This window comes from Pseudoalteromonas sp. TAP-3C, from assembly GCF_059888565.1.
Genome location: NZ_JCBFEM010000002.1, coordinates 21344 through 43090, shown reverse-complemented (window position 1 = coordinate 43090; position 21747 = coordinate 21344). Strand labels below are relative to the sequence as shown.

Below are 21747 nucleotides of genomic sequence, written 5' to 3'. Positions count from 1 at the left end.
ACGTACACAATCAGAAGCTATATACAATGAAAATAGATTTAACCACATTTTTGCCTTATCAATTAACCCATCTTGCAACACAAGTAAGCAATGATTTTGCGAGCGTTTATAACAAAGAGTTTGATTTAACTATCCCACAATGGCGAATACTGGCAAATTTAGCGCAATACGGGCAAAGCACTGCAAGGCAATTATGCAGTCAAGCTGATATGGATAAATCAACGGTATCAAGGGCGGTAAAAACGCTTATAGATAAAGGTTTTATTTGCAGCAAAATAGATGAAAATGATAAGCGCGCTGTGTTGTTAATGCTTAATAAAAGCGGCGAGGCCTTGTATAAAAAAATAACACCACAAGCATTACAGTGGGAGCAAGCGTTATTGAGCTGTCTTTCAAATGATGAGCAACAGCAGTTAATTACTATTTTTGAGAAGTTAAAAAACAAATTACAGCCATAAAAAAGCCCACAAAGTGGGCTTTTAAATACACTAATTTAATAAATCAAATTAGAACGTGTAACGAACACCTACACGCATTTCCCATAATGACGCACCAGTTTGTACTGAAGTGTTTGCGTTATTACCGTTAAAGCCTGAGTATACGTAACGACCTTGGTCATCTAAAGATGTTGAGATCATGCTAGCACCTACGAAAGGACCTTTCTTAAGTACGCCCCAATCATCGTTCAACATATTAGTTAAGTTATCGATTACGAAGAATGCTTCACCTTTATGGCCATCCATAAAGCCAGGTACTTCTTGCGTAATTTTAAAGTTAAATTTAACGAACCAATCAGAATTCTGTTGGTTCCGACCTGTGATTTCACCACGTTTAAGGCCTTCAGATGCGATAAAGTCGTTAAACTCATTAATTTCATCTGCACTCATGTCGTAGATAACGTTAGGATCATTTTCAAGAGGTACGTATAACAACTGGCGGCTACCATTTGCATTGCTATCACCCCAAATTTCATCGCTATTATCAAATGTGAAACTATAAGGTAGCCCCTTATATGCTTCACCGTATAAATTAAAACGAGTTTCAAAGCCATCCACAAACTCATGCTTATAACCAAGCGTCATGGTAAAGCGATGCGGAATTTCATAATCTGAAGAACCTACGCCAGGGTTACCCGGATTTGTTGTTGCTAGGTTGCCATAATTTGAACTTGCTACAGAGCTGGTCATTGGGTTAATGTCATCTGAATCTATGTATGCATATCCAAAACTAAAGTTAACACCGTTATCATACATTTTACTGATAGCTGCGGAAATTACAGATGAATCGCCACCATTAGCATTAGTCAATAAAAGCTCGCCATCACGGCCTTCAATTGATTCATAAATTGGGCGTCCATCAAAAGTGGTTTTGCCACTGTTTTGAAGTGCAATATCACGCATTACTGCAGCGTCATTTTTCTTAGAATATAAGTAATCTAATGAGATGACATACTCGTCGTCAGTTGTGTATGTTGTACCTAAAGAATACTTCCACTCTGAAGGAATTTCAAAATCAGGGTCAACAGCATTCGCAGTTGCATCACCTACACCAATTTCAGTATTAGCTACTTTATCAAACATTTCCTGAGGTACTTCAAAACCAGGCTTACCATTATTTACATTTGGTGTATTAAATAAATCGATGCCGCGTATTTGAGTACTGATATTTGTTATACCGTCATTAGAGTATGAATTAGAAAGCCATACGTTCGGATTACCACCTGAAAATAAGCCCAAGCCTGCACGTACTTCAATCTCGTCAGTTGCATACCACTGAAAACCAACGCGTGGTTGCAATAAATCAATACCATCAAAGGTTGCTTGGTTACTGAAACCATAACGGTTAGTGAAGTTTTGGTTAAAGTTAGGAACATCATCGCTAGTATACTTATCATAACGTAAACCAAATGTGATATTCGCATCTAGGTCGGTAAATGCATATTCATCCTGAACATAAAACGTATGTTGAGCATACTCAAAAATTGCTGCTGCATCGTTTGGATTATTTGTACTCGCCGCATTGTTATAGTAAATACGTGCAGCTTGTCCAGCTTCAAAATCGTCAATGTTGTTAAAACGCCATTCACCTTGAGTATGTTGAACAAATAAGTTAAAAACGGACAGCTCTTCAAATTCATAACCAGCAGTAATAGTGTGTTGGTCTAGGTAATAAGTACCCGCAACTTTAAATGTGGTTGTATCATAATTTAAATCGTTAGATTGGCGAGAATCATCAGGGCCTATGTATACTGTACCGCCATTAGCAGTGCGAATTTGCATTTCACCAAAGCTGCTTGCAGCATCTAAAGACTGAACAGTTGCATCTAACTCTGATTTACCTAAACGAATCTCAGTAGAAAATTCATCTGACCAATCAGAGTAAACAGAACCTATAATTGACGTAAACTCAGCACTTTGATTAAAAAAATGGTTAGATAAAGAAAGGCGTGTAGAACCGGTGTCAGATTGAGAAATTGTATTACCATCGTTGTAGTTATAAATTAAGTTAGCACGGTGATCTTCATTGATGTTCCAATCTAATTTCACTAAGATTTTTTCATCTTCAACAGGCATACTTGATGGCATACCACCTGCGTCATAACCATAAACTGATTGAGAAATACTTTGAATACGAGCAATATCTTCAGATGTAACGCTGCCGCTGCTTAAGCCGTCATAGTTGAACTGCTGTACACCCTCAAGTTTTTCGTATGAAGTGAATAAGAACAACGTGTCTTCAACTAGAGGTAAGCCAACATTGAAACCATAACGCTTTTCAGTGTAGTTACCGTTATCAACGTTATCACCTTCAATCTTATCGCCTTTCATCGAATCGTTAGTGTAATCGTAGAATACACCACCATGAATATCGTTACCGCCAGTTTTAGTTACTGCATTAATGTTACATGAGGTAAAACCGCCATACTGAACATCAAAAGGGGCAAGTTCAGCTGAAACCTGTTCAATCGAATCGAAAGAGAAAGGGGCGCGGATAGTTGGGTAACCATTTGAGCTTAAGCCAAAGTTGTCGTTCATACGAACGCCGTCAAGAGTTAAGCTGTTATAGCGTGGGTTGCCACCGCCACAGTTGATAGAGCCACGGCTATCATCAATTGTGATACGCGGGTCAATACGAATAATGTCTTTTAAATCACGGTTAATAGCGGGTTGATTTTCAAGATCTGTTAATGTGAATGTAGACGCAGGACCTGTTCCACCAGACATAGCGCTAATTGGTGAACCTGTAACGACTATTTGTTCAACATCAGAAATATTTTCAAGCGAAGCATTAACAGGGTAGTCGTTACCAATATTCAAAATAATATTATTGAACTCTTGGTCAGCATAAATGTCTGAATCTACAATGACTCTGTAAGGACCGCCAACACGCAGGCCTTTAGCAGTGAAGTAACCCGCGTCATTGGCTTCTGTTGTTTTAACTGAGCCTGAAGGTACGTGTAAAATAGTAATTTTAGTGCCTGCAGCAGGGTTACCGTTAGGTCCTTTTATTTGGCCTTTAATTGCAGAGGTTGTTTCGTTTGCAATTGCTGCACCACTTACACCAACACATGCTGCTATAGCAAGTGATAGGGCTGTTTTGCGAAGTTGAAATTTCATTTTATTTTCCCGTGTAGTTAAATAAACTTTTAATAGCTTTTTTATTTTAATTTTGGATTAAGAGACCGCAAAATACACTTAACCCAAAACACTTGCACAGTGTACCTCATTTGTTTGTTACAAATAAAATACAACTGTAACTTTTTTATTATAAAACACTTTATTTTTGAGTTTTAGTATTTTATTTGTGTCTCAATATTTTAGTGTACTAATAGTAAGTAGTTTTTATGACAAACAGATGAAAGGCTATTTTTTATATAAAAAAACCCATTACAAATGTGTAATGGGTTTTTAAGTTTATCTATTATTGATGTGTAAGCTAGGTGTTAAAATTTATAGCTCACACCAATTTTGGCTTGCCATGCTGAAGATGACGTAATTTGGGTGTGATTTCTCACATCTGCACCCTTATAGCTGTTATTAATAATATAACGGCCTTCATCGTCTAATCCGCCAAAGTCATAGATTGTTTGGTTTGTGTATCTTAAGTTTTTCTCTATACCCCAATCGCTGTTTAACAAGTTAGCAAAGTTATCAATCATAAGGTACAGCTCACCACTGTGGCCTTTTGCAAACCCTGGGATTGCTTGTTTAATACTAACATCCATAGTGGTAACCCAAGGTTGGGTTGCGGTATTTTTAGCTAAAATACCGCCACGCTGAGAAACACCAATGCGATTTAAGCGCTCTTCTAACTGCTCCCACGTCATTTTTGAAGCATTCCAATTTACATTGCTATCATCTGCACCTGTTGGGATATAGGGTAAATAAGCCGCATTTGTAAATAACGAGTTGGTATCCCCAAGATCACTATTTTTATGCATATTCATTGTATAGCTAAATGGGCGGCCTGAACGACGCTCAAAGTAAAGATTAAATTTAGTCGCATAGCCTGCAATAAACTCAGTGCTGTAACCTAAGTTAATTTTAAAACTGTGTTCAACTTCATAAAAACCGCGTGCAGCCACATCGTGATTACGATTAGCGGTAATATTGTGTTTATAGTTACCCTCTGCTTGTGACGCCGACCCAACAGACGATTCTGTTACATCCTGATGCGCATAACTGGCAGATATAAATAAGCCGTTATCCCACTCTTTAGCAATACCGGTAGAGGCAATAATAGAGCGGCCATCGTCTGATGAGTTAGTCATGGCTATATCAACATTGTCTTTTAATGTACCGCTATAAATGGTTTCATTAATAACACGCTCGCCATCAGCAGCAACGCCGATTGGTTTGATTGAAATATTATGCCACACCGCTTCGTTTTCTTTTTTATGGTAGGCAATTTCAGCCTGCCATTTAAAGCCGTCACCTAATAATGCCGAGTCAAACTCGTATTCAAAACCAACTTGAGCACGAATACTTGAAGGTAATTTAAAGTTAGGGTCGATGTGTGCGGTGCTTCCTGCACCTTTTTGCAATGAGTTTTTAATTTCATCTGGCACTTGAGTGATATCCGCTTGATTATTAGCGTAGTAATCGTTAATAACACTCTGCGGTGCGTCTACTAAAGTAATACCATCCATTTGAAACGAGTTGTTGTACCAAACATTGGGGATACCACCTTGAAAACGACCAATGCCACCATTAATAGTTAACGCTTCTGTGGCATAGTATTTAAAACCAACCCGTGGCAAAATAATATCTAATCCATCTAAGTTTTCTTGATTGCTAAAGCCATGAGTTGCTAAAAAGTTTTCGTTAAGTGTGGGTTTATCGTTTGATGATAAGCGCTCATAACGTACGCCCGCTGTTACTTCTAAGTCATCAACGACATAGAAAGTGTCTTCCACATATAATGCAAATTGATTACGTGTTGCATCGTAAGCGGTATCAGCAGCATTGTTAGTGTAGGCATTTGTATATGAAAACTCAGAACGACCAATTTCGCGATTTGCAAAATTATCTAAGCTGTCAAATCGCCACGTGCCTAATGAGTTTTGTGCAAATAAGTTATACAAACGCAGCGATTCATATTGAGCACCAAAATTTATTTCATGCTCGTCCATTAGGTAGGTTGCATCTAATGTGAGTGTTAAGTTTTCAGTTTCAGAGCGGTTTGCATGGCGGTATTGATCAGTACCAAAACTATAAGAAGGGCCATTTCTGCCATCTTCATTAACACTAATACTGCCTAAGTTAGAGCGGGTATCACTGTCAGAGGTGACATCTTTATACGCTATACCAATTTTAGTTGAAAAGTATTCATTCCAGTCAGAGTAAAGCTTAGCAGCAAAGTTATTAAATTTTGTCACATAGGCATAGGTGTTCGATTTTAATATAATGTTATTGCCACCGGTACTGAAGTTACGCTCATCTTGGTCATCTTGCCATTGGTAGGTAAAATCAAGACGGTGATCGTCACTGGCATTCCAGCTTAGCTTAACCAATAATGTTTTATTGGTGTCTTCGGGGGCACCGGCTAATGTGTCAGTTAGGCCATATTCGTTATTTAAAATAGAAATAAAACGATCGTAATTTTGTTGTGTGGTATTAAACTCATTAGACGCACCAGAATCTTTAAATCCATAGTCTAAATCAAGTTCACTTGACCATTGTGCGTAGTTTACAAAGTAAAATAGTTCGTTTTCAACAACGGCACCACCAACATTAAAGCCAAGTCTTTGTTCAGTTTGAGTGGGTTCAACATCATTGACTGTATAAGCTTTGTAGCCTAACTCATCTACACCATCTTGATTAATTCTTTTAAGATCCCCGGCCATGTCTGGGGTTGATGTTTCGTAAAAACCAGAAAACTTAAATTCATTAGTCCCTGATTTTGTTACTGCGTTAATGGTGCCCCCACCAAAGTTACCTTTAGCAGCCGAAAACGGTGACACGTCAACAGATACTTGCTCTATTGCGTCAAGTGAAACAGGAGGTTGAGAGGTCGGGTAGCCACCAAACTGCAACCCAAAGTCATCATTTTGGCCAATGCCGTCTACGGTTAAGCCGTTGGTGCGCGGATTGCTACCTGCAAAGGTAAGCTCGCCATTGCCGTTAATGCTCGCAAGTGGGTTTAAACGCGCAATATCTTTAATGTCGCGGTTAAAGCTGGGCATATTACTGATAGTATCTTCACCAAAGGTGCTGCTTGAACCGCCAGATTGCTGAATGATTTTATAACCAGAGACTTGAATTTTTTCAATATTTTGCGCTTCTAACTGCGAATTTAAACGATACGTTTCGCCAAGATTTAAGAAAATATTTTCCAAGGTCGTATCGGTAAAGTCATCAGAGTCAATAATGACAGTGTAAGGCCCACCCACACGCAAACCATTAGCAACAAACGTTCCATTGTCATTGGTGGTTAATTCACTAATGGTACCTGTTGGTAAATGCACCACTTTTATCTTAACGTTTGCAGCATTTGCACCAGAAGGGGTGGTTATTTTACCTCGCATCCCTGATGACGTATCAGCAGCAAGTGCGCTTGTTGAAACACCCAGCGCTAAAATTATCGCACCAGTTAATTTCGAAAAACGAAGCTTGGTCATAATATTGAATTCCCGTGTGTAGGTTAGTTAAATTTAATGTGTGATATGTAATTCGGTTTGTTGTAATGCATTTTTTAATTTCGTTGCAGTCGGATCAAAAAGTGCATTAAGAACCCCAGCTAAGCGAATACCAGCTTGTTGAAGGCGTTTATTAACAATCGGTTTGTTGTCATAAACATAGCTGTAACTTATTTTTTCATCGGTTGATTTGTATAGGTGGAGTGCTAAGTTATGCGATTCTTCAAGCCAGTTTGCTGGGGTGCTTTGTAAATATTCGTCAATTAGTTCACTGTTGGTGGTATTTATAAATTGCGCATACTCAGTAAATGATAAGTTTTCATTTTCAATAAGTTTTGTATCCCATAAACTATGCAAATTGGTGGGTTGATTAAAAAAAGACACCTCAATTTTATTACCCCCTCTATCTTCACTTCGCCCGACATGAAACGGTTGATGGCTGTCGCCGACTAAATGAACTAAAAAGCGCAAACTAAATTGTTTTTCAGCTAAACTCGCCTTTTCGTTTTTTAAAACATTGATTGAGTAATGCATGCCCTCAAGGATGTTTGTTACCGACTCTTTGCTGTGTGTGTGGTCGTGGTTAAAATTAAATGTTTTGTTTTCATCAGCATTAATGTAGTGCCAACGCGATGATTTTTTTTGCCAAAATTCGCCTGGTGCAGAGCGCATTTCATCCGGCCAAGTGGAGATTTGAGCCAGTGATTGTGTTTCTAATAATGGTGCGATGGCTATTTTGGTTGGCTCACTAATGTGTGACTGTGCGATTTGACCAACAATACGGTGCCCATTTTGACCCCAAGCATAAACGTCTTTGCTTGCAAAAAGCGCACTAATCAAAACAGTTGCCGACATTATGTATTTTACATTTTTACGCATTTGGGTTTCCTGTAGATACGTTACGGATATTTGTGAGGTCAATTGTCCTTGTTTTTACTGTTATTAAAAAGGACTCAAGAAGATTCATGTTTTCTTATTTAAAAGTAAACAATATCAATTGGTTATTCATAACAAGTAAAATTACTTGTTGTAATAAGTAATAAAAATTGTTCAAATAACCCATTGTTATTATTTCGGTAGTTTTTTTTGAATATTAAAAAGTTAATGTTGCATAAAACAGCCATTGTTATATTTATGTTTACTGCCTTGGTGTTTAGTTGGTTTAGCGGCCAAGTGGTTGTTAGTAGTAAACATGTAGACTTTCCAGTAATGATAGAAACGTCAGCGCAATGTTTTACAGCGGCAAAGGCGAATAACAACCGACTTATTATTTTTACACCATCGAGAAAAGTTGCCAAATTGCTTACTGACACGTTATGTTCCGACAGTGTGGTTGCTAAGCAATATGGCTCTGTTGTTGGTTACTGGGGTTATAGAACGGTTGATAGCTTAGAATTTGTAGGAAAAGGAATTGCAGATTTAATCCTAGCAAAAAATAATATTATGGACGCATTTAATGCTCAATCGACTTACAATTATCAGCCTATTGTTGGATTTTCTGACTACACTGCATTTTTTATCTCCGCAAAAGAAAAACCTAAAATCACCAAACACTACTTTTTAGACAAAAAAATAGGCTTGTTGGATTATCCTACTAGTCGTTCGGGGCATATATTACCCAAGCAGATATTTAAAGAGTTGGGAATTAATTTAGCCAATCTAAATATAACCTATGCAAGTTCGCACAATGAATTACGTGACTTATTGGCAAATGGAAAAGTAGATATTATTGCCTCTTTTTGGAAGGAGAGTGATACTAAGCAACTGTCTAAAAATTATATTGCACCGATAAGTAGTAATGTGTCAGGTACACGTTGGTATTTTAAAATGCAGCATAACAATACTGATTTACTCTGTGCGGTTCAGTCTCACTTACTTAATATGTCTAAAGAGCAGTCGTATCAATATTACCAAAATATAGAACCATTCTGGTTATGTGATTCTTATCCCGTTACCTTTAAAGGGGCGCAATATGAGTAAATTTATATGGCTACTTTATTCGGTTGCGTTATTTTTAATTTTTTCATTGGTTTTTTATTTTTCAACTATTCAGAAGCAAACGCACATTACCACGCTTAAAATAACAGAAATAGAAAAACAGATTGCTTTGGATCTTCCTTTATTGGACTTATCCAATGAGTTGCTTAAGCACTCGGGAAATAAAGCCGCGGTGCTTAGTTATATTCAAAAATTCAATACGGTTATCAAAGACACGGGCATAGAAGTAATTGCGATAGAGCCACAATATACATTTAACTACTCGTTAAAGGCTGATCAATTTATACGTAAGCTAAATAGTAACCATGGGGTTGTGTTAATTGTTTTAAGTTTAAATCAACCTTATTTCACAGTAAATATTGTGTTAGTGCATATAATATTATTAGGCTTAAGTGCGTTAATCGGATTTACTATCAGGCAGGCGTATTTAGTTGAAAATAAAAAGTTGATTACATTACACAGTCATAATCATTTGACCGCAAAACCTGTGTCGCTTGTTATTAATCTTAATAGTAAAACACTGTCTAGTCAGTTAGCGCCTGAGCAGCAGGTGTCGCTTGCCAATAAACCGTTATGTTTTTATTTGGCATTAGTTGAGTATTGCATTGAAAATTCAAAGGTAAAACTCAGTCATCAGCAGCATGTACCCGAGGAATTAATTGAACTGGCGAATAAATATTTTCTTCGTTTAGTTGAGCTTGGCCACACAATTCGAAAACGCCCAAACTTTAATAATAGTTTAGAAAAAACACTCAGTGAAATACGCACCGCGTTAGATGAAGTGTTAAGTGACTACCCAGAATATAAAGATATTTACTATCCGCCAAAAGCTTTTGGTGAGGGGTCGCGTTCACGAATGCACAGCTATGGTTTAGTAAATATAGCAAAGGGAAATGTAGAAATAGTAGGAAAGTAAATAGACTCTACTTTCCTACTCTTTGAGGTTATTTGGGTTCGAAATCAGCCGCGTTAATGGGGCTATGCTCTGTGAAAAATCGTTTTAATGCTTGTGAGTCGGTTTCATCGGTGCTGACGAAGCCTTTTTCTTGAGTGATATTTGGGTAACTATCGCCTCCAGAGGCACTGTATGCATTAATACTCATACGATATGTTTTGTTTACATCAAGCGGTTGATTGGCTATTAATACATTTTTTACCCGATCTTTTTCAAGCTCAAACGTAATATTATGGTATTGCATATAAGCCCCCGAATCGGGTGGAAATCGGCTTACCACGTTTAAATAATCTAAAATGTCGTTACCTGTAAAATCGATATAAGCAATGCGATTTTTAAAAGGTTGAACTTTTAGTATATCTTTGTAGCTAACGTCACCTGCATTAATGCTATCGCGAACACCGCCACCACTAATAATACCAAAGTCGGCACCTACACTATTCATTTGTGCTTGAATAATAACGCGAGCAAGATTTGTTTGCTCAAAGCGCACTTTGTTCCTGTCGCCTTCGAGTCGTTGGTTAACGTAACCAATTTTCCCTTCAATTTGTTTAGCCCCTTTGTCTTGATAAGCGGCTAGGAATGTTTGTAGTGCAGGATCTGGTTTTATATACTCTGCCGCAAGCGCTGTTTTAATACTGCCATCTTGCTGCTTTTTATCTACATATAAATTAACCGGTAATAGTTGATAACTAAGCAGTGATAATTGACCGTTTTCTAATTTAAACTCCGCTTTACCTACATATTTTCCCCATTCGTGGGCTTGCATTATCCATGTTCCATTTTGCTGATCAGGTTTACAGGCTAAACCTGGCACAAAATTCTCATCGCTCACATTTTTTGCCGCCATACACACCGGCTCTTGTGAGTGACCGCCAATAATTATGTCAAGGGCGCGGGTAGGCAATGAGCGGGCTAAAGTAACGTCGCCAGGGGCATTTATTCCATAATTGGCATCGACATAATGGCCCATGTGGGTAACTGCAATTGTTATATCAGGCTTATATTTTGTGTTTATTTTTTGGCTAAGTGAAGCGGTTACTTCAACGGGATCTTTAAAGTCTAAATGTTTAATATATTGAGGATTACCAATTTTAGCGGTATCAGTGGTTGTTAAACCAATTACAGCAATAGTTAACTCACCTTTATTAAATATTTTATAGGGTTTAAAAAGTGCTTCGCCCGTTCGCTTGTCAAAAATATTGGCTGATAGCATAGGAAAGTTGGCCCATTGCTGCTGTTGTTTTAATACGGTTAATGGGTTGTCAAACTCATGATTGCCAAGTGCCATTGCGTCATAACCAATTTTTGACATGCCTTTAAAATCGGGCTCTGCAAACTGTAGATCAGACTCAGGAATGCCGGTATTAATATCGCCACCAGAAAGTAATAACAGGTGATGGCCTTTTGTTTTTGCTTCAGAGCGTAACTGATCGATTAAAGTTTTACGCGCTGCCATTCCATACTCGCCTTTTTCGTTGTGCCAAAAGCGTCCATGGTTATCATTGGTATGAAGAATAGTTAAATATTGTGCTGTAGGTTTATCAACAGAGTCGCTGGCACAGCCATATAAACCAATAAAAAAAACCAGAAAAATAAGAGTACGCATAAAATACCTATCAATTAACAAAACCCAGTATAGTAGGCGGCTAGTTTAAACTAGTTTGAAGTTAAAAAAACGTACTTCTTCATGTTTTTTCAGACAGTGAAGCTTCACGTTGCTGTTCGACTACTCGCCTTCTGCGTGCAAGTTCATCGCGTGCATACTGAGATTTTTGATGGTTAATCTCTACCATCCAAATTAAAAAACTCACAGGTAGGTCGGTGTACGATTCCCCTTGGTGCAATCCAAAGTCACAAATAGTCGTGTTGTTTGTCATTATTATTTACTCCTATTAATGTTTGTTTGATGATAACAAAAAATGCGCAATTAATAATTAAACAGCTAGTCCAGTTTAAAATTAAAATGTAAACAGTTGTAACGTTAATGTAATCACTTTGGTGTGATTTGTAGCGTTAGTTGCTCCTATATCGATTTATAATATGAAAAACACTACTCTGTAGCCCTAACTCTAATGACAATAAAAAATAGGAACAGTGATGAAGAAGATTATCTTAGCGTCAATTTTAACGGCAGTCAGTTTTTCAAGCGTAGCAACAATCGTCGAAATACAAACCAGTCAAGGAACTATCGAAATTAACTTGTTTGATCAACAAACACCTAAAACAGTAGAAAATTTCTTGAGTTATGTTGACGATGCAGCATATAACCAAACAGTAATACATCGCTCCATTGACACGTTTATTATTCAAGGAGTGGGTTTTACGTTTTCTGATAAAATGGATCCAATTACCACCAAGCCTGCGGTTATTAACGAACCTGTGTATTCAAATGTAAAAGGCACCATTGCCATGGCAAAGCAGGAAGGGAATAAAAACAGTGCGACCAGCCAATGGTTTTTTAACATGAGCGATAATAGTCAAAATCTAGATTTACAAAATGGTGGGTTTACGGTTTTTGGGCAAGTAAGCGCACAAAGCCAAGTAACCTTAGATAAAATTGCGGCATTAGTGCATTGTTCACAAGTGCCAGTCGTTGGTATTACTAAAGAGCAATGTTCAGATGAAGGTGTGGTCATTAGTAATCAAAACTTGGTGTCAATTCAAAGTGTAGTGGTGCTTGATGACGATCCTAATTCAGCACAAAGCTTAGCACCGATTGAAAATACATTAATTGACAACGTAGACGTTACCCCTCCACAAAACGCTGATTCAAGTGGCAGTATGGCGTGGCTTTTAGCTGTACTATTTTTAGTAGCACCTAGGTTAAAACGCACAAAATAAGCCATTAAAAGTAACGGCGAATGTCTAAATCCGCCGTTTTTTTTATCTGTAAAAAATGCCCACAACTAATAACGCCCACATTACAAATACAGATAAACACCCCAACAAAAACACCCTAAAACGCACTCTTAAATGATTACGACCAAGATGGATAATACTGTGGATGATCCGCGTGAACACAAATAAGCACGCCAATATAGCGACAGCAACAGTTGCCATATTTAGTTGCAACGCAAGTAAACATCCGCCGTAAAAAAGCACAGGTATTTCAAATTGATTAGTAAAGTTACGATCAGCAACCCTTACATCGTCGCCGGCCTTTTCAAGGTGCATAGCGGCAAAATCGCTTAACTGTATGTGTTTGTTTTTAGCCGCTGCAAACCGACGTTTTCCCATCACTATCATTACAATTAATGAAAGTACTACTTGAGCAAACATGGCCATTATTATCATTTTTTCCATCATTTTCCTTATTATTTTCTTTGAGTATTCGATTGTTATTCACAATGTGTTACATATTTAAATGTTAATTAGTAGCATAGTTTTAATTTATAATGGTAGTTTATAGCTGATTTAACCCTTTTTATCACCTTAAGTGCGTATTTAACACAATGGATAAAACTAAAATGAAACACATCATCGGCTTAAGTGCGATTGCACTGGCAATATTAAGTGGCTGCTCAAATACCGCGTCACTGTCTCAATCATCATCAACATCTCTTTTATCACCAACACTCGTTGTCAGCCCTAATGACAGCCGTGAGTACAAAACACTAACACTTGCTAATGATATTGAAGTGATTTTAGTCTCAGATCCGCGTGCTGAAAAATCAGCGGCCTCATTAAGTGTAGGTGTAGGCCTGTTACACGACCCAATGAGTCAACAAGGTATGGCGCATTACCTAGAACATATGTTGTTTTTGGGCACAGAACGTTACCCTGATACCAAAGGGTACTCTGATTTTATGACTAAAAATGGCGGGGCGCATAATGCCTATACTTGGCTCGATATTACTAATTACATGTTTAAAGTTAATAACGATGCGTTTGATGAAGGATTAGACCGCTTTTCTGACTTTTTTAAAGCCCCTAAGCTTTACCCTGAATACACAGACAAAGAGAAAAATGCAGTTAATGCTGAATGGTCAATGCGTCGTGAAATGGATTTTTTTGGTCAGTTTAAACTTGCCCGTAAAATGATGGGTGACCACCCCGCTAATCGGTTTTTAATTGGTAACCTTGAAACACTAGGGGATAAAGAAGGCAGTTCACTCCATACAGAAACGGTGGAATTTTATAATAAATACTATTCTTCAAATATTATGAAGGTCGCGCTTATTTCTAATCTACCGATTGCAGAAATGCAGAAAAAAGCACAAAAATACTTTGCAGATATTGAAAATAAAAACATTGAAAAGCCTAAAGTATCGGCCACGTTAGATTTTGATAATGCCGGCGGAAAACGTGTTTTTTATTCACCCAATGAAGATGTTAAACAACTACAACTCGACTTTACAATCACTAATAACCAATCTGAATTTGCAGTTAAGCCCAACCGTTTTGTTGCTTATTTACTTAGTAATGAGATGCCAGGTAGCCCAGCACAAATACTACGCGATAAAGGCTGGGTATCGCAATTATCAGCCTCGGCTTCACCAAATCAATACGGTAACTATGGCTCGTTAAATGTAAATTTAGAGCTGACTGATGAAGGGATGAAAAACCGTGAGTCAATCGTAGCGACTATTATGCAATACATCGATTTAATAAAACGAGAAGGCGTTGATAGTAAGTATTTTAATGAAATTCGTACTTCTTTAAATAATCAATTTAAATTTCTAGAAAAAGGCGATGAATTTAACTACGTCAGTGCGCTTACTCAGAGTATGCAAGACTACCCGTTAAATCATGCGATTAATGCGCCATACCATTATGCCCAGTTTGATGCTGATGCGGTTAATAATGTGTTGAAACAGCTTAACGCAGAGACCTTACGTGTTTGGTATATTTCGCAACAAGAAGACACAGATTCACAATTACATTTTTATGATGGTAAATACCGAATTAGTGACATAAGTGCTGAAGAAATTGCCAGCTGGGATACGCCAAGTAAGTTTAATTTAGCCTTACCCAGTGTCAATAACTTATTACCAGAGAGTTTTGCAATTAAAACGCAAGCATTTGAGCAGCAGAAACACCCTGAACTTAGTTATGATAAAAACGGAGTTAAAATTTGGCGCCAAGCAAGTCAACAATTTGCAGAGCAACCAAAAGGTTTAATTGAGGTTTACATCAATACACAAACCGGCTTGCAAGATATTAACTCAACGGTACTTTATTCAGTATGGGCTGACTTATATAACACTGAGCTAAGTCAGTTGCGAACTGAAGCAGCCATTGCCGGTATGAATATTAATTTAAGCCCAAGTAATGGGTTGGTGTTATCGTTAAGTGGTTTTACTGATAAGCAAGACGTTTTATTAAAACAAGCCTTAGCAGGATTCGATAACGACATTTCTGCACAGGCATTTGAGCAAGCGATTGACCGCTATCAACGTGATTTACTAAACCAGCAAAAACAGTTTCCGTACGCCCAAGCATTTGCTGAATATTCAAAACTGACTCGTACGGGTAACTTTGACACTGATGCGCTTATTAAGGCTGCAAAATCACTGACAATAGCTGACTTACAAGCGTTAAAACAAAGCACATTAGCAAATAATAACGTACGTGTATTTAGCTATGGTAACTATAACCAACAAGATATTGATGCGGTTGCTGCTGAGTTAACGGCTATTTTACCGAGTAATCATACTGAAACTGAGTTTGCGCGCAGTCAAGCGTGGTTACCGCAACTAGGCGAAGCGCGCGTGTTACATAAAGACATTGATGTAGCAGATGTAGCGGTAGTGGATATGACCATTCATCCAATACCTGGTTATAAACAAAAAGCACAGGCGGCGGTTTTACAAGGGCACTTCAGAACAATTGCATTTGATAAAATGCGCACAGAGGAGCAATTAGCTTATGCTGTTGGCGCATTGGCGCGTCCTATTGAGGATTACTCGGGTTTAGGCTTATTTATTCAAACACCAGTGAAAGGCCCAAAAGAGATTCAAGCACGTTTTGATAAGTTCAAAAAAGAATATGCTGTTGAACTTAAAAATATGACAGAGGAGACGTTCGCGCAGCTTAAAAATGCAACGTTAGTGTCGTTAAAAGAACAGCCAAAGAATTTAAACGATGAAATGAGCCCGCTCATTAACGACTGGTATCGTGAAAATTTCGATTTTGACTCAAAAGAGAGGTTAATTGCAGAAGTAGAAAAAGTCACGCTTGCTGATATTAAAGACTATTACCAGCAAACAATGTTAAACCCACAAGCTGCACGCTTAAATGTGCAGTTACGCGGCAGTAAGTTTAGTGATAGTGAATTTGCTGATTTACCAAACCAAACGAAAGTGACCCATTTAGATGCGTACTACAACAGCATCAAAGTGCAAAAGTAAATTAAACGTGTTTGGCAATTAACACTCACCCCCAGTCAACGTTGACTGGGGGTTGATAGCTATTGCAGTCGTGACTTTTCGATCTCTTGCGCAACATTAAGATTAACTTTATGCCAAATAGCTTCAAGCGAAGTGACTAAAGCATCATAGCCATCCTCTTCTATAGCTTCAATAACTGAAAAATTGTGGACGCTTATCAATTGCCTCCCTGTATCTGGGTCTGTGTAATAGAGGCGCCACAGTCCTGAAATATCCGCGTTACCTTGTATATCGCCATTAAAGTGATGTAGCTCGTACTCTAATTCATAAAATGTTTGTTGCTTTTGATTAGTGATCACTGGCAAGCCTTTAATAACCATCCAGTTTGTCATGCTATCAAACAAGGTTTGTTGTGCACTTGTTGTTAGCATCACATCGGGAGATTCACCCCATAGATGATAATTAGCAGCATGAACCTGATTACTATCTACCTTCATCGCAATGCCACGATTATTTAGTGCGCCTCTGAGTGTCACTGTTTGTATTCTTAACTGCGCATAAGTGTCATTTACATTGCGTGAAGTCACCGAAATAGGTTGCTCAAATTGATAATATTGAATAGCCGTTTGTATAGCTGAGCTACATCCATTAACAAGCAAAAGCACCAAGGCTATTAAAAAAAGGCGTTTCATTATTGCTTCCTTGGTTGTGGATCTGCGGGTAATGACTTATCGAAAATAAGCATATTGGGTTGCTCATTTAAACTTTGGGTAAACGGCTGAAACTCTTCTGTCAAACGTTTAACTTCTTGCAGCGTTTGTTGTAATTGATGGTGTAACTGTGATCCAGCTTGGTAACTGGCCATCGTTTTATCAAACTGACGCATGGCTATTTCAAATTGCTCCATGCTTTTAGTCATTTTTTCAAAGTTGCGATTAAAATCAACCGCTAAATTTTGTGCACCTGGTTTACTCAACAAAGTACGCATCTCACTGGCCAGTAATTGATACTCGGTAAAGGTCGTTTGCATTTTTGCCAAGCTGTCTTCAATTTGTAATTTATTAACTTTATTAAGCACATCGGATACTTGGTCGGCAAGTACGGTTATGCCGCTTGATACGCTTGGGAATACATCGTATTGAGCAAGCTTTTTCAGCTCGCTTTTTGGGGTGTCAGTATAAAAGTCAAAATCAACGTAAACCGCACCGGTCAGTAAGTTACCTGGTTTAAGTGATGCTCTCATACCATTTTTAATCCATTCTTCAACGCTTGTTTGCCAATACTTTTTTGCTACAACATTGTTATGGTACAAACGACCAAATTCAATTTTAATTAGCACCGGCACGGCGGTATTTTTAGCTCTAAAGTGAGCGGGTTTACCATCAATAATGACATTCGCGGGTGCCTCTACTACCGTGCCTACACGTGTTCCACGATATTCTACTGGGGCTCCTACACGTAACCCGCGAATTGATTGCTCAAATTCAATAAGGTAATAATCAAAGTCATAAAATCGCTCTTCCAGCGCCTTTTTGTAACTTTGGCTTAATGAAAAAGTATGCCCCATGTTAGCTAAATCGCCAGGTGCTTGGCGCTCTGGTAACCCAACAGAAATCCCCCCTTTTAATAATTTACTTAACGACCCGGTGTTAATATTTATGCCATCGGCAGAGAGATCAAATTCAATCCCCGAGTTTACCCAAAAAATAGAATTCAAAGTGATCAAGTTTTCATAAGGTGCTTTAATAAAAATACCGTATTGCATTGATTGATTTTTCCAATCAAAGCTTGCCGTTTCTATTTGGCCTATTTTGTAGTTTTTAAAAAATATTCCGGTACCTACATCCAGCACTTCTGCATTGTAACTAAGCAATTTAAAGCGCCCACCTTGCACATCTTTACCAATAAGAGCAGGCTCTTCTTGAAGGGTGAATTGTTTTTTTAATTGTTTACTTTCCCCTGGTGAAAGCTCTAAATAAACGCCTGAAAGTAATGTGTTCATACCACTAATACCGGTTTCATCTATGCGGGGTTTTACCACCCAAATACTGGCATCATCCGTGAGCAAGCTATCATAGTTTTTATCTATTTGTGCTCGTGCAATAACACTGTCTTGACTGTCGGATAGGCGTAGGTGATCAATTTGACCGATTTTAACACTACGTACTTTTATTTCTGTTTTACCAGCAATAATCCCCTCGGCTTGAGGCATCGTAATGTAAATGGTTTGCCCTTTATTTAATTGATACTGATAAAGCATCCAAATACCCACAATTAAGGCAACAACTGGAATGATCCAAATCGCAGAAATAGATGTTTTGTGTACTACGTTGGCTGTTTTAGTCATGCTTTAATCTCTGGGTTATTATTTTTAGGTGAATCCCACAGCAAGCGAGGGTCGAACGCGTGTGCGGCCATCATTTGGCACAATACCATAACAGTAAAAAAGACAATCCCTAATCCCGGTATGACTGACATTAAGTTCCCTAGTTGCACAAGTGCAACTAATATAGCCACAACAAACACATCTATCATAGACCATTTCCCAATAAATTCAGTAAGTTGATACACTTTCGTGTAACCTTTTGTATGCAGATTGGCAGGTTTTGTAACCATAAAACATAAAAAACTTAATATAAGCACTTTGGCTAACGGTACCACGACGCTGGCAACAAATATAATAAGTGCAATGGGATAAGAGCCGCTATGCCACAATGTAATAACACCAGAGATAAGCGTTGCGGGCATCTCCTCCCCAAGGCTGACAGTGTACATAATTGGCAAAAGGTTTGCGGGGATATAACAAATTAGCGAAGTAATTAGCCATGCGGCTGCTTTTTGTACACTATGAGGGTTTCTTAAATAAGTTTTACTGTGGCAGCGGGGACAGGTGGCATCAACACTTAGTTGATGACAAACATGACAGGCTTTTATATTGTCATCGATTGCTCTATCAGCGTCGGTCATATTTTGAAGTCTAATAGCAGGACTTATTTGTGACCACAGCCGAGCGCGATTTAAGCGCGTTAACGCACTAACATAAAAAATAACAAATCCCGCATACGCAAAAAAACTAATACCAAAACTAACCTCTGCTAATGACATTATTTTTACCATGCTGACTAAAACGCCAATTAAAAAAATTTCTGACATGATCCATGGTTCTAATGTTAAGGTGAATTTTAATAACTTTCTCGCATAGGTTTGCGGGAGTGCTTTTAATAGTCCTAAATGCAAAGGGATCAAAATGATCAGTAAACTCATGGGTAAAATAATAATACTAATATCAATAAAAAGCCCAAGCAAGTCACTGTCATAATTAAATAAAATGCGCGCAGCATCTGGTAAAGTGATTGTTTGAGTAATGCCATTGCTACTAAAAGAAATAAAAGGGTAAAACATACTACTGAGCAACATTAACAATGCACTTAAACTCAGTGCAACTATTTCTGTGTCATGATCAATATTTATGCCGCGCACTTTATGGCTACATCGCGGACATAACGCGACTTGTTTAGCGCTAATATCAGGAATCTCAATAATAAGATCACAGCTTGGGCAGGCAGTTTGCAAATTAATAGCTTATGATTAAATCAAGTGTTTAAAGTTTGCTATAGTTGTTAGCTAAATACAAACACTATGGCTAAATTATTCAAAATATAATCATAAAAACAGCCTCAATAAAAACGGATTAGGAGATGGTGTGAAACTTGTGTTTTTACTGATAGCAGTATGTTTAAGTAGTAATAGTCGTGCTTTCACTGAGGATAAAAGCCAAGGGCCGGTTATTATTGCTGCTAACCCAACCGTTGTGCCTTATGTAGTTAGTGAGAATAACTCAGGTATTCAACTCGACATTGTCAAAGCAGCGCTTAGCAATCAAAATATAAATGACGTTGCTGTACATTATATGTCGAATCAGCGTGCAGATGCCTCATTAAACCAAGGCCATGCTGATATTGCATTAAACTATTCGGGTAGTTTAATGGCTGGAATATACCGAAGTCAGTCAGTTATTAATTATGAAAACGTGGTGGTAAGTCTTAAAAAAAGCAAATTCAGTATTAATTCTATTTACGATTTGACAACTAAAAGTGTGTTAGCGTTTCAAAATGCGCCAGCTTATTTACCCAAAGAGTTTGGCCACAACGTAGAAAACTTGAGAGGTTATGAAGAGGTACTTAATCAAAAGGCCCAAATACACCATTTAATGACAGGATGGGTCGATACCATTATCCTTGATAGACGTATATTTTTTTATTATTTAAAAGAATATCAAAAAACGCATACCACTGAAGATGTTGTGATCCACACTATTTTTCCGCCCGCACCAAGACCTGCGTATTTTAATGATGATTTACTCAGGCAACGATTTGATAAAGGATTGGCAAACATAATTCAAAACGGGGAATATCAGACGATTATACTGAACTTAGATAAACAGTATAGCGAGCCTGATATCATCCGCTTTCAATAATTTTTAATCAAATAATGCGACTGTTTGTCGAGTTAATGCAATAAGTTCACCTGATTGTGACCAGATACAGCCATCTTCAAGGCCATAACCATCTTTACAGTGATGCGTTATTGCTTCGAATCCTAACCATTCACCCGGCGCTAAATTAGGCGCTTGAACAAATTCTAAATACCACGACATGCTACTGGCTGGTGCCGGTTGCTTGAACATTTGCAGTAATGTTGGCGGCCATGCATCAGTTAGCGCGATAACATGCGCTTCTGTAATGTGTTCAGGTGTGTGTTTAAAACGCATCCAGCCACCTAGATGAGAGGTTTCAGCGTGACTAAATGGCATAGCCCCTTGTTGCGGGCATAAATCAACATGCTGAAAAAATTCTGGCATTTGCCCGGGCACAAAGCCCAGACACTGACGTTCGTTGACAGGGTGTAAGGTTAGCGACTTTGATACCGGTACATTAATTGATGAATGACGGTTTTTAGCAAAGCAGGCTTGCACAATAACACATACGGCATCATCTTGAATTGCTTTGGCGAGCACCTGGGTGCTGCTTTTTCCTTCTCGTAGTATTTCTACCGATAACGAAAATGGCTGTTCAGCTAATAAAGGCCCTACAAAATTTGTACTTAAAGAAAGCAGCCTTCTTGATGAATCTACTTTATTGCGCATTGCTTGATAAAGTAGCGCAGCAGAGAGCCCGCCAAACGCTGTACGCCCCTGGCACCAGTTAGTCGGGAACGTCATCGTATTCGCTAATTTTTCGGTTTCTTGGCTGATATTGGCTGCTTGTTGCAGTAATTGTTCAAAGTGCATGAATAATGTCCTTTTAGTATTATTTAGAGAATTT

The 21747-nt window shown here is 38.1% G+C and carries 16 protein-coding genes; 6 read left to right on the top strand and 10 right to left on the bottom strand.

Annotated features, from left to right (window positions below):
* The first annotated feature begins 26 nt into the window (after nucleotides 1-26).
* Nucleotides 27-458 (top strand): MarR family winged helix-turn-helix transcriptional regulator, encoded by a 432-nt coding sequence (locus AC6H44_RS16155; protein WP_500738841.1) that lies wholly within the window; start codon nucleotides 27-29, stop codon nucleotides 456-458.
* A 48-nt stretch (nucleotides 459-506) separates the two neighbouring features.
* On the opposite strand, the gene AC6H44_RS16150 is transcribed toward AC6H44_RS16155, so the two are convergent.
* From AC6H44_RS16150 to AC6H44_RS16140, 3 genes are all read right to left on the bottom strand, one after another.
* Complete coding sequence (locus AC6H44_RS16150) at nucleotides 507-3617, bottom strand: TonB-dependent receptor (RefSeq protein WP_500738840.1); 3111 nt, start codon at nucleotides 3615-3617, stop codon at nucleotides 507-509.
* Between the two features lie 326 nt (nucleotides 3618-3943).
* A complete protein-coding gene (locus tag AC6H44_RS16145) occupies nucleotides 3944-7120 on the bottom strand; it encodes a TonB-dependent receptor (RefSeq protein ID WP_500738839.1) in 3177 nt (1058 codons plus the stop codon).
* A gap of 33 nt (nucleotides 7121-7153) precedes the next feature.
* Nucleotides 7154-8017, bottom strand: coding sequence for a S1/P1 nuclease (locus AC6H44_RS16140; protein ID WP_500738838.1), 864 nt, complete (start codon nucleotides 8015-8017; stop codon nucleotides 7154-7156).
* Between the two features lie 225 nt (nucleotides 8018-8242).
* Between AC6H44_RS16140 and AC6H44_RS16135 the strand changes: the two genes are divergently transcribed.
* Both AC6H44_RS16135 and AC6H44_RS16130 read left to right on the top strand, forming a co-directional pair.
* Nucleotides 8243-9118 (top strand): type 2 periplasmic-binding domain-containing protein, encoded by an 876-nt coding sequence (locus tag AC6H44_RS16135; RefSeq protein WP_500739152.1) that lies wholly within the window; start codon nucleotides 8243-8245, stop codon nucleotides 9116-9118.
* Complete coding sequence (locus AC6H44_RS16130; protein ID WP_500738837.1) at nucleotides 9111-10052, top strand: hypothetical protein; 942 nt, start codon at nucleotides 9111-9113, stop codon at nucleotides 10050-10052. Before AC6H44_RS16135 ends, AC6H44_RS16130 begins: the two co-directional genes overlap by 8 nt.
* A 28-nt stretch (nucleotides 10053-10080) precedes the next feature.
* Here AC6H44_RS16130 and ushA read toward each other — a convergent pair whose 3' ends face one another.
* Complete coding sequence (gene ushA / locus AC6H44_RS16125) at nucleotides 10081-11700, bottom strand: bifunctional UDP-sugar hydrolase/5'-nucleotidase UshA (RefSeq protein WP_500738835.1); 1620 nt, start codon at nucleotides 11698-11700, stop codon at nucleotides 10081-10083.
* A gap of 79 nt (nucleotides 11701-11779) precedes the next feature.
* Nucleotides 11780-11971 carry a hypothetical protein gene (locus AC6H44_RS16120; RefSeq protein WP_500738834.1) on the bottom strand — a complete coding sequence of 64 codons (192 nt, stop codon included), beginning with the start codon at nucleotides 11969-11971 and terminating at the stop codon, nucleotides 11780-11782.
* 220 nt (nucleotides 11972-12191) lie between these two features.
* Here AC6H44_RS16120 and AC6H44_RS16115 point away from each other — a divergent pair, with 220 nt between their 5' ends.
* On the top strand, nucleotides 12192-12935 hold the full coding sequence (locus AC6H44_RS16115) for a peptidylprolyl isomerase (protein ID WP_500738833.1): 744 nt from the start codon (nucleotides 12192-12194) through the stop codon (nucleotides 12933-12935).
* Nucleotides 12936-12977: 42 nt separating this feature from the next.
* Here the strand turns inward: AC6H44_RS16115 and AC6H44_RS16110 are convergent, their stop codons facing one another.
* Complete coding sequence (locus AC6H44_RS16110; RefSeq protein WP_500738832.1) at nucleotides 12978-13397, bottom strand: MAPEG family protein; 420 nt, start codon at nucleotides 13395-13397, stop codon at nucleotides 12978-12980.
* Between the two features lie 164 nt (nucleotides 13398-13561).
* On the opposite strand from AC6H44_RS16110, the gene AC6H44_RS16105 reads away from it, so the two are divergent.
* Entirely contained in the window at nucleotides 13562-16444 is a 2883-nt protein-coding gene (locus AC6H44_RS16105; protein WP_500738831.1) for an insulinase family protein, read from the top strand.
* Nucleotides 16445-16503: 59 nt separating this feature from the next.
* On the opposite strand, the gene AC6H44_RS16100 is transcribed toward AC6H44_RS16105, so the two are convergent.
* From AC6H44_RS16100 to AC6H44_RS16090, 3 genes are read right to left on the bottom strand one after another with little or no spacing between them, the layout of a single operon-like run.
* Nucleotides 16504-17115 carry a PqiC family protein gene (locus AC6H44_RS16100; protein ID WP_500738830.1) on the bottom strand — a complete coding sequence of 204 codons (612 nt, stop codon included), beginning with the start codon at nucleotides 17113-17115 and terminating at the stop codon, nucleotides 16504-16506.
* Complete coding sequence (gene pqiB, locus AC6H44_RS16095; RefSeq protein ID WP_500738828.1) at nucleotides 17115-18770, bottom strand: intermembrane transport protein PqiB; 1656 nt, start codon at nucleotides 18768-18770, stop codon at nucleotides 17115-17117. Before pqiB ends, AC6H44_RS16100 begins: the two co-directional genes overlap by 1 nt.
* Nucleotides 18767-19996 carry a PqiA/YebS family transporter subunit gene (locus AC6H44_RS16090; protein WP_500738827.1) on the bottom strand — a complete coding sequence of 410 codons (1230 nt, stop codon included), beginning with the start codon at nucleotides 19994-19996 and terminating at the stop codon, nucleotides 18767-18769. The genes pqiB and AC6H44_RS16090 overlap by 4 nt, the downstream gene beginning before the upstream one ends.
* 130 nt (nucleotides 19997-20126) lie before the next feature.
* On the opposite strand from AC6H44_RS16090, the gene AC6H44_RS16085 reads away from it, so the two are divergent.
* Nucleotides 20127-20900 carry a substrate-binding periplasmic protein gene (locus tag AC6H44_RS16085; protein ID WP_500738826.1) on the top strand — a complete coding sequence of 258 codons (774 nt, stop codon included), beginning with the start codon at nucleotides 20127-20129 and terminating at the stop codon, nucleotides 20898-20900.
* 3 nt (nucleotides 20901-20903) lie between these two features.
* Here the strand turns inward: AC6H44_RS16085 and AC6H44_RS16080 are convergent, their stop codons facing one another.
* On the bottom strand, nucleotides 20904-21713 hold the full coding sequence (locus tag AC6H44_RS16080; protein WP_500738825.1) for a thioesterase family protein: 810 nt from the start codon (nucleotides 21711-21713) through the stop codon (nucleotides 20904-20906).
* Nucleotides 21714-21747: the final 34 nt, after the last annotated feature.